This window comes from Modestobacter sp. VKM Ac-2979, assembly GCF_026967995.1.
Taxonomy (GTDB): Bacteria; Actinomycetota; Actinomycetes; order Mycobacteriales; family Geodermatophilaceae; genus Modestobacter.
Genome location: NZ_JAPVBO010000003.1, coordinates 396,948 through 409,234 on the forward strand (window position 1 = coordinate 396,948; position 12,287 = coordinate 409,234).

The 12,287-nt window shown below is 72.8% G+C and carries 12 protein-coding genes and 1 riboswitch; of the genes, 5 read left to right on the top strand and 7 right to left on the bottom strand.

The genetic code is table 11. The annotated features are described in order from the left end of the window. Positions 1-17: 17 nt before the first annotated feature. The 3 genes from O2W15_RS10725 to O2W15_RS10735 form a co-directional block, all read right to left on the bottom strand. Complete coding sequence (locus tag O2W15_RS10725) at positions 18-215, bottom strand: hypothetical protein (RefSeq protein WP_269165377.1); 198 nt, start codon at positions 213-215, stop codon at positions 18-20. A 304-nt stretch (positions 216-519) separates the two neighbouring features. Then, on the bottom strand, positions 520-1,419 hold the full coding sequence (locus O2W15_RS10730) for a helix-turn-helix domain-containing protein (protein ID WP_269179407.1): 900 nt from the start codon (positions 1,417-1,419) through the stop codon (positions 520-522). Positions 1,420-1,633: 214 nt separating this feature from the next. Further along, the gene (locus O2W15_RS10735; protein WP_269179408.1) at positions 1,634-3,820 is read right to left on the bottom strand and encodes an ABC transporter permease; all 2,187 of its coding nucleotides are present in this window, start codon (positions 3,818-3,820) and stop codon (positions 1,634-1,636) included. A gap of 185 nt (positions 3,821-4,005) precedes the next feature. On the opposite strand from O2W15_RS10735, the gene O2W15_RS10740 reads away from it, so the two are divergent. Then, positions 4,006-4,665: a TetR family transcriptional regulator gene (locus O2W15_RS10740; protein ID WP_269179409.1), complete on the top strand. Its 660-nt coding sequence runs from the start codon at positions 4,006-4,008 to the stop codon at positions 4,663-4,665. 112 nt (positions 4,666-4,777) lie between these two features. Here O2W15_RS10740 and O2W15_RS10745 read toward each other — a convergent pair whose 3' ends face one another. Further along, a complete protein-coding gene (locus O2W15_RS10745) occupies positions 4,778-5,368 on the bottom strand; it encodes a helix-turn-helix domain-containing protein (RefSeq protein ID WP_269179410.1) in 591 nt (196 codons plus the stop codon). A gap of 90 nt (positions 5,369-5,458) precedes the next feature. Between O2W15_RS10745 and O2W15_RS10750 the strand changes: the two genes are divergently transcribed. The 3 genes from O2W15_RS10750 to O2W15_RS10760 all read left to right on the top strand — a co-directional run bounded on the left by O2W15_RS10750 (position 5,459) and on the right by O2W15_RS10760 (position 8,786). Beyond that, positions 5,459-6,418, top strand: coding sequence for an NAD(P)/FAD-dependent oxidoreductase (locus O2W15_RS10750; RefSeq protein WP_269179411.1), 960 nt, complete (start codon positions 5,459-5,461; stop codon positions 6,416-6,418). Beyond that, positions 6,415-7,092 (top strand): class I SAM-dependent methyltransferase, encoded by a 678-nt coding sequence (locus tag O2W15_RS10755; protein ID WP_269179412.1) that lies wholly within the window; start codon positions 6,415-6,417, stop codon positions 7,090-7,092. The genes O2W15_RS10750 and O2W15_RS10755 overlap by 4 nt, the downstream gene beginning before the upstream one ends. Before the next feature lie 104 nt (positions 7,093-7,196). Continuing rightward, positions 7,197-8,786, top strand: coding sequence for an MFS transporter (locus O2W15_RS10760; RefSeq protein ID WP_269179413.1), 1,590 nt, complete (start codon positions 7,197-7,199; stop codon positions 8,784-8,786). A gap of 136 nt (positions 8,787-8,922) precedes the next feature. On the opposite strand, the gene O2W15_RS10765 is transcribed toward O2W15_RS10760, so the two are convergent. From O2W15_RS10765 to O2W15_RS10770, 3 genes are all read right to left on the bottom strand, one after another. Next, complete coding sequence (locus O2W15_RS10765; RefSeq protein WP_269179414.1) at positions 8,923-9,549, bottom strand: DUF305 domain-containing protein; 627 nt, start codon at positions 9,547-9,549, stop codon at positions 8,923-8,925. Positions 9,550-9,630: 81 nt separating this feature from the next. Further along, complete coding sequence (locus O2W15_RS24000; RefSeq protein ID WP_442928877.1) at positions 9,631-10,359, bottom strand: DUF6153 family protein; 729 nt, start codon at positions 10,357-10,359, stop codon at positions 9,631-9,633. After that, the gene (locus O2W15_RS10770; protein ID WP_269179415.1) at positions 10,280-11,476 is read right to left on the bottom strand and encodes a peptidoglycan DD-metalloendopeptidase family protein; all 1,197 of its coding nucleotides are present in this window, start codon (positions 11,474-11,476) and stop codon (positions 10,280-10,282) included. The genes O2W15_RS24000 and O2W15_RS10770 overlap by 80 nt, the downstream gene beginning before the upstream one ends. A 125-nt stretch (positions 11,477-11,601) precedes the next feature. Next, a riboswitch (cyclic di-AMP (ydaO/yuaA leader) is annotated at positions 11,602-11,757 on the bottom strand. Positions 11,758-11,933: 176 nt separating this feature from the next. On the opposite strand from O2W15_RS10770, the gene O2W15_RS10775 reads away from it, so the two are divergent. After that, positions 11,934-12,212 (top strand): QsdR family transcriptional regulator, encoded by a 279-nt coding sequence (locus O2W15_RS10775; RefSeq protein WP_269165367.1) that lies wholly within the window; start codon positions 11,934-11,936, stop codon positions 12,210-12,212. The last annotated feature ends 75 nt before the right edge of the window (positions 12,213-12,287 follow it).

Sequence of the window (12,287 nt, forward strand, 5' to 3'; positions counted from 1 at the left end):
CCGGCCCGGCGGTCGGGTCAGCGCTGCTGCCGTCGCGCGACGAAGACCAGACCGGCCAGCACCACCGCGATGGGCGCCCAGGCCGGCAGCCCGAACGGACCCAGCAGCAGCGCCGCCACGAACAACAGCAGCTGGAAGGCCACGAAGAAGCCCGCCAGCATGACGACCCAGAAGACCACGGGCCGCTCGATCTGCAGTCGGCGCAGGTGCTCCATGTCCACATCCCCTCATCGGTGTACGTCCCGCAGGGGACACCAGCCACATCGGCACGCGAGGCAGCAACTCCAGTCGACCACACCCAGCCCCCAGCGCGACGGCCCGGGAAGCACAGGAGCACGGCAGCGGCGCGGCGGGCTCCTGTCGCGGGCTCAGGCCGGCTCGACGACGACCTTGCCCTCGATGGGCCGGCGGCGGCTTCGGCGTGCAGCGCGGGCAGTTCGGTCAGCGGGATGCGGCGGGTGACCTCGACCTGCAGGTCTCCGGTGGTGCTGACGACCTTGCCACCGTCGCGGACCAGGCTCACGAGCGTTGAGACGTCACCCGACGTCGCTGGTCCCGGCGCGAGCAGCCCGGGCCGGACTGGCCCACCTTGATGACCGCCTGCCCATCGGCGGCACTGAGCACCTCCGCCAGTCGGGCCTCGTCACGCGAACCCGGCGCCGCGGTCAGCAGGACGGCCGACAGGTCGTCACCGGGGATGGCGATCAGGTTCCCGACGAGCGAGACGGAGTCCCCGTCGGACTGGGTGAACGTCGCGCTGCTCTCGTAGGCCTCCACCGGTCGCGGTGCCCGCCACAGCGTGTCGAACCGCCGGCTCCGGGTCCGCATCTCGTCGACCAGGTCCGCGAGCGACGCATCGCCGGGGTACCGCAACAGCGCGGCTCTCAGCTGGGCCGCCTGGATCCTCTCGTGACTGGTCGCGTCGGCGTCGGACTGCTGGAAGGCAGCGAACGGGTGGCAGAAGATGCGCCAGGCCACGTTCCACTCCCAGCGGTCCCCGGTGAGGTCCCAGTGCTCCAGGGCCAGGAACCCACTGTTGACCGCGACGACGTTCATCGCTGCATCGGTGACGATCATCGGGGTGTCGGCGAACCGCTCCAGCAGTCGCGTCGCGCCCGGGCCGAGGTCGGTCGGCACCTGCCCGTCCGCGGCGGCGTACCCGGCCAGCGCCGAGAGCCGCTCGTAGTCCGCCCGTCCGGCGTGCAGGGCCCGGGCGATGGCCCGCACCACACCGGCCGAGGGATGACTCCGCCCCTGCTCCAGTCGGCGGACGTAGTCCGCGGACATGCCGGCGAGCTCACCGAGCTCCTCCCGCCGCAACCCGGGCACCCGCCGCCCGCCCACCGGCAGCCCGACAGCCGCGGGGTCCGTGCTCTCCCGCAGGTGGCGCACTGCTGCACCGAACTCATGACGGTCCACAGCCGGAGTGTGCCCTCAAGACCTGAACCGATGGTGTCCGTCGGCTGCCGCCCCCCGCAGGTCATCGGCGTTCGTACCGATGACCACGTCGGCGATCCCCAGCTCCGTGGCCGGCGACCGCGCAGCAGCAGCGGGTGCCAGGAGTTGCCTCCGTGCCACCCCGTCCCGGACCCGGCCTGGGCTGGACGGCGGATCGCCGTCCAGCCCGTCGTCCTCAGCGCGCCCCGGCGCCCTCGAGCCGGTCGGCATCGGTGCGGTCGGTCCCGTCCCGGTCGGTGTCCTCGTCCGCCGCCCCGGGAGGCGAGGGGCGGCCGTCCGGCCCGGGGACGCCGGTCCCGTCCTCGCGGCGCCGCAGCCACCGGTCCACGACCAGGTTGAGCAGCAGGCCGATGACGCCCCAGACGGCGATGACCAGGAGGTCCCGGCCGACCCCGGCACCGTCGAAGTAGACCAGCGACCTCGCCGCGTCCACCGCCGCGGGCAGCGGCAGCACCTCCGACAGGCCGCGGAAGACCTCGGGGACCATGTACAGCGACAGTCCGCCCCCCGAGGCCGGGACGCCGGCCAGCATCAGCACGACCATCACCGGCACGATCGCGGCCAGCCCCAGCGTCCGGGTGAAGACGCCGGTCACCACCGCCATGGCGAAGATGGTCGCCGCCCCGAAGCCGATCATCTGCCAGGCGTTCCCGTTGACCGCACCGATGACCACGTCGAAGAGCAGCCACAGCCAGAGGGCCATGCCGATCGACCAACCGGCGAGGTGCGGCACGAACTGGCGGAAGCGCTTCAGCTCGGGAGCACCACCGCGGAAGACGGCCATGATCAGGAAACCGGCCATGATCCAGGCCATGCCGACGTACATGCTGTTGCTGCCCATGGTGTCGGAGTCGCGCAGCGGCGTCAGGTCGGTCTCGGTGAGCGGCACCTGCTGCCCGGCAGCGACCTGACCGAACACCGCGCGCACCACGCTCTGCTGGCTGACGCCGGCGCCCGCGGAGGTGTAGAGGGTGGCGTCCTCACCCGGGCCGGCGGGGAGCACGTAGGCGGCGACGACCTCCCCGTCGACGACGGCGTCGGTCGCGTCGTCCACCGACCCGGCCACCTGGACGTCGACCATCGACCCCAGGCTCGACTCGAGGCCGTCGGCCACCTGCGACGCCTGCTGCTCCGTCGACCCGACCACGGCCACCGGGAGCTCACGCACCGTCGGCTCGTGCATCGCGAAGCTCATCAGGCCGACCACCATGACCAGGATGGACAGCGGGAACGCCGCTGCGGTCACGTAGCGGAACCGCAGGGACCGCAGCGGGCCGCCGGCCAACGCCGGGAGCGGCGCGTCCGGGGCGGTGACCGGCGGGGCGCCGGGGACCGCCAGGCCGCTCGCGCGCTCCTTGAGCAGCGACAGCCCCAGCGCGACCACGACCCAGACGGTGAGCGTGAGCAGGTGCCTGCCGAGCCCGTCACCGTCGAAGTAGACGAGCGAGCGCAGCGCCTCCCCCGCGGCCGGGAGCGGCAGCACGCCGTGCAGGAAGGAGAAGAAGCCCGGCATGACGTCGACCGACAGCGCCAGGCCCGAAGCCGGCATGCCCAGCACGACGTAGAGCAGCATGCCGATCAGGACGGCGAGGGGGCCCATCAGCTTGGTGAACAGCAGCTGGGCCGCCCCGACCGCGCCGACGGCCAGCATGCCGACGCCGAAGAAGCCGAGGAAGTGCCCGTCCACGGCACCCACGATCGGCCCGAGGATGAGCCAGATGAGCGCGCTCGTCCCGGCCGCCCAGCCCAGGAGCACCGGCACGAACCGCCGGACCGCCAGCAGGTGCGGCAGGCCCAGCAGGACCACGCTGAGCGGGACGTACCCGGCCAGCATCATCCCCATGGCGGCGAAGAGCACCGCCGTGCCGGAGGAGTCACCCGGGTTCAGCGGGGCGACGTCCTCGGACTCGATGGTCCAGCCCTGCTGGACGGCGACCGGCGCGAGCAGCTGCTGGACGGTCGCGGCCTGTGAGGGCCCGGCCGCGTTCGCGGTGTAGAGGGTCGCCGCGTCGGTGCCCGGCTGCGGCACCTCCAGCGCGCCGACGACCTCACGGCTCTCCAGCAGCTCGACGGCCTCCTCCGCCGAGCGGACCAGACGCGGGGCCACGGCGTCGTCCGGGACGGCGGCGAGCGAGTCGACGACCGCTTCCGCCTGCGCGCCGACGCCCACCACCGCAACGGGCATGTCCCGCGGGTGCGGCGCGTGCATGGTCCCGACGTACGTCGCGTACATCATCGTGACCATCAGGAAGGGGATGAGGAACAGGAAGACGTAGCGCGCGATGCGGGTCCGGCGGTCCTCGATCGGCGGGCCGACCACGGGAGGACCGGCAACGGACGATGCGGCAGTGAGGGGCTCCATGCGACTGCTCCTGACGAGGGCGGGCGAGCATCGGTGAGGTGACCGGCTCCGGCTGCGGCGGCGGAGCCGGGACGCGTGCGCCCGGGCTGAGACGATCTGAATGTAAGTCATGTGACTTACAAAGTCAGCAACCGGCTAGCTTGACACCGGTCACAACAGCGGCAGTCAGCCGAGGAGGCACCCAGGTGGCACGGTCCGACGCTGCCCGCGCGGCCCTGCTGGACGCGGCCGAGCGCCTGTTCGCCGAGTCCGGCATCGCCCAGGTCTCCGACCGGAAGGTCGCCGAGAGCGCGGGCAACACCAACCACTCCGCCGTGCGGTACTACTTCGGCGGCCGCGAAGGGCTGCTCCAGGCGCTGATCACCCGCCACCTCGTCGCGTTGGAGCCCCCCCGGCGGGCGATGTTCGCCGGCTCCGACTCGGTCCTGGGGGACGTCCGCAGCCTGGTGGTCCCGTTCACCGACGCGTTGGGGGCGTTGCCGCAGCCCAGCAGCCGGGCCCGCTTCCTCGCCCAGGCGCTGCACGACCCGATGGCCGCGGGCCTGCTGGGCCGTTCGACGGACCTGGCACCATCCGCCTCCGCGATCACCCGTTCCGTGGTGGCTCGTCTCGACCACCTGGACCAGGACGTCGTCGTGGGGCGAGCGAGGCTGATGACCCGGATCGTCTCGACGACGTGCGCGGACGTCGAGCGGCTGTCCGACCACGAGGGCGCGGCCCCCTCCTGGCAGGCGGTGGGCGACTTCCTCGCCGACGCGATCGCCGGGATGCTGTCGGCTCCTGTCACCCACCGGCCCGGCGTCCCGCTGGACGTGACCGACCACCCGGCCGCCCTGGTGCTGTGACGCACCAGGGCCGCGCCGGGCCGGCGGCAGGCGCGGCCGCCCATGGGCGTGCGAGCGGCCGCTGTCACCGCCGACGAGCTCGACGCGGCGAGCAGCGTCCGAGTCGACCTGACTACTCCCCCGCCGTCTGTGTGGCCCGCACGTGTGCACGCTGGCCCTGGCGGCCGATCAGGCTCAGGAACTCGACCGGGCCAGCACTGGTGGCCCCGAACCAATGGGGCGTGGTGGTGTCGAACTCCGCGGCCTCCCCGGGGTTCAGGCGGAAGTCGTGCTCGCCCAGCACCAGGCGCAGGGTGCCGTTGAGGACGTAGGCCCAGTCGTGACCCTCGTGCGTACGGAGTTCGGGCGCGGCGTCATCACGTCCGGTCGGGAGGACGAACTTGTAGGCCTGGATGCCGCCAGGCCGGCGCGTGAGCGGCAGCACCACCGCCCCGTCCCCGCACGGGATGGGCCGCAGGTTGATCCGCGGGTCACCGGTGGGCGGGGCGTCGACGAGCTCGTCGAGCGTGACCCCGTTGGCCCGGGCGAGCGGCAGCAGCTGCTCCAGGGTGGGGCGCCGCAGCCCGGCCTCGAGCCGGGAGAGGGTGCTGATCGAGATGCCGGTCTCCCCCGCGAGGTCGGTGAGCGTGACGTCCCGACGCTGGCGGAATTGTCTGAGCCTCGGGCCCACGGCGTCGAGCGTGCTGCCCCACATGTCGTCCATGCCGCTTATTTTCCATTCGGCAAGAACCTTTGCGCAACCGCGAACTCGTGGTCCATCGTCAGGCCGTACACGGACGAGGGAGACCAGGACATGAGCGGACAGGCAACGAGACAGCGGGACGTCGTCGTCATCGGGGGCGGTGCCGCGGGCCTGAGCGCGGCGTTGACGTTGGCGCGCGCTCGCCGCCGGGTGACCGTGGTCGACGGTGGCGCGCCCCGGAACGCGCCCGCAGACGGGGTGCACGGTCTGCTGGCGCTCGACGGCGTGCGCCCGGCGGACCTGGTCGCGCGGGGTCGCGCGGAGGTCGTCCGCTACGGCGGGGAGCTGCTCGACGGCGAGGTGAGCGACGTGTCCGCCGTCCCCGACGGGTTCGTGGTGACCACACGGGACGGCGGGGTGCTGGAGTCCCGCCGGTTGTTGATCGCCACCGGCCTGGTCGATGAGCTGCCCGACGTCCCGGGGGTGCAGGAGCGGTGGGGGCGCGACGTCGTGCACTGCCCGTACTGCCACGGCTGGGAGGTGCGGGATCGCGCCATCGGCGTCCTGGCCTCCGGGCCCATGTCGGTGCACCAGGCACTGATGTTCCGGCAGCTGAGCGAGGACGTGCGCTTCTTCTCCCGGGACCAGGAGCCCACCGCGGACGAGCGGGCCAGGTTCGACGCCCTCGGCATCACCGTGACAGCGGGCGCCGTCGCCCGGCTGGCGGTCAGCGGGGACCAGCTGACCGGCGTCCAGATGGCCGACGGCCGGCTGGTGCCCGTCGACGTCGTGGTGGTGGCGACACGGATGGTGGCCCGCGCCGAGGTGTTCGCCGACATCGGCATCACACCGACCCTGCATCCCGCGGGCTCGTTCATCCCCGCCGATGCCACCGGCCGCACTGCGGTGCCCGGTGTGTGGGCGGCCGGCAACGTCTCCGACCTGTCCGCGCAGGTGTCCGCCGCCGCGGCCGACGGCGCGCGCGCCGCTCAGCACATCAACGCCGACCTGGTCATGTCCGACGCCGACCGGGCCGTCGCCGGCCTCGCCGCCGCCGGGAGCGACCGATGACGCACGGGGGCGACCACGCCTTCGACAAGGCCTACTGGGAGCAGCACTGGCAGAGCCGGACCGGCAGTCCCGGCGCCGTGGGCAGCAGCCCGCCCCACCCGTACCTTGCCGCCGAGCTCGGCGGCCTGCTGCCGGGCACGGCCCTGGACGCCGGGTGCGGCACGGGTGCCGAGACACTGTGGCTGGCCGAGCACGGCTGGGAAGTCACCGCCGCCGACATCTCGGCCGAGGCGCTGGCCCGGGCCGCCGCCCGCGCCGCCTCGAGCGGGAGCGCCGACCGCGTCCAGTGGGTCGAGGCCGACCTCAGCAGCTGGGAGCCCGAGGTCCGGTTCGACCTGGTCACGACCTCCTACGCCCACCCGGCGATGCCGCAGCTGGCGTTCTACGACCGCCTCGCCACCTGGGTCGCCCCCGGCGGGACCCTGCTCGTCATCGGACACCTGCACACGGGCGAGGACGGCCATGGCCACGACCACGGCCACGACCACGGCCAGGACCACGGCGACCAGCCCCCCGCCGAGGCGACCGCCACTGCTTACGCCGTCACCGCGCGGCTGGCCGACGCCGAGTGGGACGTCCAGACCGCCGACGAGGTGCACCGCACGGTGCTCGCACCGCACGGCGGAACCGTCGCCCTGCAGGACTTCGTCGTACGCGCCACCCGGCGCAGCTGACCTCCGCCCCACCACAGCACGACCACCAGCGCTCGGGCGACAGCCCCAGCGCCGCTGGCTGCTGCCCCCTGCCCCCTGCTCGACCTCACCTGCCGAGAGGCGCCATGACCACCGAAGCGTCCGCATCCGAGCCGACCCTCGCCCCGACCATCTCCGACCCACGCCAGCGCCGCGCCGTCCTGATCGCGGTCTGCATCGCCCTGATGGCCGTCATCGCGTCGGTGTCCGGGCTGAACGTCGCCCAGCCCGAGCTCGCCGTGGAGTTCGGCGCCTCACAGAGCGCCGTGCTGTGGATGATCAACAGCTACACGATCGTCCTGGCCGCACTGCTCCTCCCCGTGGGCGCACTGGCCGACCGGTGGGGCCGAAAGCCGATGCTGCTCGCCGGCCTGACCCTGTTCGCCGCCGCCAACGTGGCAGCCGGCCTGGCTCCCTCGACCGAGGTCATGGTCGCCGCCCGCGCCCTCAGCGGCGTCGGCGCGGCGATGATCATGCCGGTCACCCTCGCCGTCATCACCTCGACCTTCCCGGACGAGGAACGCGCCACGGGCATCGGCGTGTGGACCGCCGTCGCCGGCGGAGGCGGCATCCTGGGCATGTACCTGTCCGCCCTGCTGGTGGACGTGGCGAACTGGCGGTGGCTGTTCGTCCTACCCGTCGCGCTCGTCGCCGCCGCCGTCGTCCTGACGCTGAGGTCGGTGCCGAACTCACGCGAGAGCGCCACCCACCGCTTCGACCTCGTCGGCTCGCTGACCTCGGTGCTCACCGTCCTCGCGCTGATCCTCGTCCTCCACGAAGGTCCCGAGCAGGGGTGGACGGCACCGGCGACGCTGCTGAGCCTGCTCGGCGGCGCCGTGGCCGCCGCCGCGTTCATCGCATGGGAGCTGCGCCAGCCGGCCCCGCTCCTGGAGATCCGGCTCTTCCGCGAGCGCGGCCTGGCCAGTGGCTCCCTTGCACTGCTGGTCGTCTTCGGCGTGCAGGCCGGGATCTTCGTCGTCCTCTTCCCCTACCTGCAGGCGGTGCTGGGCTGGTCGGCGCTGCGCTCGACGCTGGCACTGATGCCGATGGCGCTGCTGATGATGGCCTCCTCCGGGCTGGCACCGAAGGTGGCCGCACGCATCGGTGCACGACTGACCATGGCCACCGGGATCCTGCTGGGCACCGTGGGCCTGGTGCTGATGGCCAGCTTCGTCTCCGTCGAGGGCGGTTACCGCTCGGTGCTGGCCGGGCTGCTGGCCATCGGGCTGGGCATGGGCCTGGCCATGACGTCCTCCACCGAGGCCATCACCCGCGCACTGCCTCGCGAACGGCAGGGTGTGGCCTCCGCCCTCAACGACGTCACCCGCGAGCTCGGCACCGCACTCGGCGTGGCACTGCTCGGTGCCGTCCTGGCCACCGGCTACCGCAGCGCCCTCGACCAGCAGCTCCCCGCCGGGGCTCCTGCAGACGCTGTCGCGGCAGCCCGCGAAGGCCTGGCCAACGGCCTCGCGGCCGCCGACGTGGCCGGCCCCCAGGCCAGCGCACTCGTCCGGGCGGCACAAGAGGCCTTCGTCGACGGCTGGCAGCAGGCCATGTGGGCCGGCACCGCCGTCATGGCCGTCCTGTTCGTCATCGTCCTCGCCCGTGGCCCCCGCGGGAGCGCCCCTGGCCCCGTCGTCGGGGAGACCGAAACCGAACACACCATCACCCGGTGACCCTGAACGGGCGGTTGACGCAGCCGACTGCGTCGACCGCCCGCTGGTGCACCGCGCGCGAGGCGCGGCCCTGGGTCGTCGGGCGGGAGAGGTGGAGCGCGGTGCCCGGACGGCACCGCGCCCCACCCGGTACAGATCAGCCACCCAGCTCGGTGAGCAGCTGCCGCATCTCCTCGATCTCCTGCGCCTGGACCTCGCTGATCGAGCGAGCCAGGTCGACGGCCTCGGCGTTGCGGCCGTCCTCGACCTCGGTCCGCGCCATCTCGACTGCGCCCTCGTGGTGCTCGATCATGGCGTCGAGCCACATGCGGCCGAAGTCCCGGCCGGCCGCAGGCATCTCCTCCATGCCCATGCCGCCGTCCATGCCCATGCCGCCCATGTCCCCGGACCCGTGGTCCATGCCGCCCATCGAACCGGACTCCTCGAGCGGTTGGCCCCACTCCTCCAGCCAGGCCGTCATGAGGTCGATCTCCGGGTCCTGACCTGCTTCGATCCGCTCGGCCAGGTCCACGACCCGGGGATCGGAGGCGCGGTCGATGGCGACCGCGGACATCATGAGCGCGCCCTCGTGGTGCGGGATCATCCCCTGCGCGAACGCGACGTCCGTGTCGTTGAACTCCGCGCCCTGCTCGGCGGAGCTGTCGTCGGCCGCGTTGCCACCGGTGGCGGAGGTCTGCTCGGTGTCCGAGCAGCCGGCGAGGACGACGACGGCGGCCATCAGCCCACCGGTGAGGCGGACGAGTCGGATGCTGGTGCGGGTCATGCTGGGTCTCCTGTCTGGGGGATGTGGGCGTGCGTGCAGGACCCCGGGACAGCGGGAGCTGTCGGGGTGCAGCTGCTCGGCCTAGATCCGCAGGAGACAGAGAGCGGAGAGGGTGGGTGGTCGAGGCTGCCTCGACCACCCGGTGGGCCAGCGGGACGGTGTGGGCGAGCCGCGGACGGGCGGGATCGCCACGCCTCGGCGGAGCACCACGGCCCTGAGAACCATCAGACCCGCGAGCAGGACGGCGAGGCACACCGCCAGGAGGTGGGCGTCGTGCCACGGGGCCGGCAGCCCGCTGGACCCGGTGGCACCGTCGGCGTCTGCCTCTGGTGTGGCGGCACCGTGCCCGTGGTCGGGCATCGCACCTGCGACGGGGCCCAGATGGACGGACGCTGCCGGTACATCGACAGAGGCTGCCGCACTGAGCGATGTGGACCCGTCTTCCAGCGCTGACCCCGCGGCCGCGCACTGGATCCCGTGCATGGCGAAGACAGCGGCCAACAGCAGCAGCGCCGCCCAGAGCCGTGCCACCAGGACCACCTCCTCCACACGAAGGTACGACGGCCTGGCTGGCGCACCCGAGAAGGCCGTCGGCCCCTTGGAGTGACACCCGGGCCCGTCCCCACGCTGATCATGACCGCACCCCGGCGCGAAGTGCCCACTGCAGCGACTGCTCGGCGGCGCTGACCGCCCAGCGGGGTCACCGAACGAGGTTCGAGGGCTGTCGAGGTCAGCCGCAGCTTCCGCCCAACGGCAGGCCGCGGGCGGCCAGCCACGGAACCGGGTTGCTGCGGTTCTGGTAGAGCCCACCCAGATGCACTTCGAAGTGCAGGTGCGGGCCGGTGGACTGACCCGTGTTGCCCACCAGCGCGATCTGCTGCCCAGCGGACACCTGCTGTCCCGCGTCGACCGAGTAGCTGTCGATGTGCCCGTAGAGGGTGATCGAGCCGTCCTCATGCTCCAGGTAGACGGCCAGCCCGAAGCCGGATGCGGGGCCGGCCTGGAGCACCACGCCGGCTTCGGGCGCATAGATCGGTGTGCCGATCGGGGCGGCGATGTCCACGCCGTGGTGCATGGTCCCCCAGCGGGCGCCATAGCAGGAGGTCACCCGCCCCGACGTCGGGATCCCGGCGCCGGAAGTCGACCGCTCACCTCCCCGGGAAGCCGCACCGTCCAGCCGTTCCGCCAGTAGTGCATCGACATCGCCACTGCTCGGTTGCTCCGTCGGTACCGCAGTGACATCGCTGCCGGCCGGCTGTTCCATCGACCCCGCAGCAGCATCGCCGGCGAGCGTGACCACCCGCTCCCGCGCCTCCTGCAACTGCTGCTCCAACGCGGCCCTGTCCCCCACGGCGGCGTCGTAGGTCTGCTGCGCCGCGGCGAGCTCGTCGTTGGCGACCCGTTCAGCCTCCGCGGCGGATGCGGCGGCCGCATCGCGGGCAACCACGGCGGCCTTCGCCGCCTCGGTGGCCGCCTGCTGCTGGCGCTGGACGACCTCGAGCTCGTCCAGTCGCTCGCCCCGGTCATCACCCAGCAGCTCCAGCGTGGCGGCTCGTTGGAGGACTTCCTCGGGGCTGCCTGCGGCGAAGAAGGCCGAGGCACTGCCGTAGGCGTCAGCGCCCATGTAGCTCTGCCGGGCCAGTGCGACGACGTCGGCTCGGGCCTGCCCGACTGCTGCCTGCGCAGCCGTCAGCTCGGCCTCCCGGGCATCGGCCTCCTGCCGGGCTGTGAGCAGCGCAGCCTGGGCGACCAGGCTCCGATCGGCGACCGCCTCAGCCTCCACCGTCAGCCGCCGCAGGGTCTCCTCTGCCGCCACCACCGACGCCTCGACGCTGGCCAGCGCGGCCTCGGCCCCGGCGAGTCCGGGTTGGCCTGCCGGGGCCGGCGGGGGCTCAGGTGCGGCGTGGGCTGCCGGACCGGTGAGCACCAGCAGCAGGGCAGCACCGGCGGCCAGCGTCGGCGCAGTGACCGCGGCGCGCCATCGGGCGCGGCGGCGTGGGTGGACAGGGTGCTGCAAGACGGTGTCGTGCGACGTCGCCAACGCGGCGAGCTCCGTTCTCCCTCACCGTCTACCGAGTTAGCTGACGGGTTCGGGCCGGAGACAGCCCTACTCGCTGCGGCGCACTGGCCACGTGAGATTCACCCCAGGGAACGATGGGTCCCCGGTCTGCCACCGCGCGAGCGGTGGCAGTTCGACGGGGTCTGCGCGAGGACCTCTGGGCGAGATCGGGGCTCGGGCGGACCGGCCGAGACGCTACAACGAACCCCGATGAACGTCACAATCCAGTAACAGCAGCCAACCATCGCGGCCGGCCGCACCATCCGGGGCCAGTACATGTGCAGGCGCCACAGGCGGCCGATCACGCGGACGCCGCAACCACGGCATGCAGGTCTTCATGGAGAACGAGGGCGAACTGGCGCTGCGCCTGCTCACCACCCGCGCCGCCGACTTCCAGGCGCGGCTGCTGGGCCGGGTCCGTGCGCTCCTCGCCGAGGCCCTCGACGCCGGCAAGATGTGCAGCGACATCCCGCTCGACGACCTCGGCTACGTCGTCGTCCGCATCATGGAGTCCTACGTCTACCTGACCCTCATCACCGGCGAACAGCCCGATCCCGACCGCGCCGGCCGCGTCCTGCACGCACTCCTGCCGCTGCCTGACTGATCCGGTGGTCGAGCGTTGCACCTGCCGGGGTGGACCTGGACCCCGGCCGACCGGACGGACCCATGGCCTCGGCCA

Coding starts and splice junctions, on each gene's coding strand:
- O2W15_RS10765 (WP_269179414.1), bottom strand. CDS start 9,549: ATGACCCGCACCAGCATCCGACTCGTCCGCCTCACCGGTGGGCTGATG.
- O2W15_RS10735 (WP_269179408.1), bottom strand. CDS start 3,820: ATGGAGCCCCTCACTGCCGCATCGTCCGTTGCCGGTCCTCCCGTGGTC.
- O2W15_RS10775 (WP_269165367.1), top strand. CDS start 11,934: ATGCAGGTCTTCATGGAGAACGAGGGCGAACTGGCGCTGCGCCTGCTC.
- O2W15_RS10755 (WP_269179412.1), top strand. CDS start 6,415: ATGACGCACGGGGGCGACCACGCCTTCGACAAGGCCTACTGGGAGCAG.
- O2W15_RS10725 (WP_269165377.1), bottom strand. CDS start 215: ATGGAGCACCTGCGCCGACTGCAGATCGAGCGGCCCGTGGTCTTCTGG.
- O2W15_RS10745 (WP_269179410.1), bottom strand. CDS start 5,368: ATGGACGACATGTGGGGCAGCACGCTCGACGCCGTGGGCCCGAGGCTC.
- O2W15_RS10760 (WP_269179413.1), top strand. CDS start 7,197: ATGACCACCGAAGCGTCCGCATCCGAGCCGACCCTCGCCCCGACCATC.
- O2W15_RS10750 (WP_269179411.1), top strand. CDS start 5,459: ATGAGCGGACAGGCAACGAGACAGCGGGACGTCGTCGTCATCGGGGGC.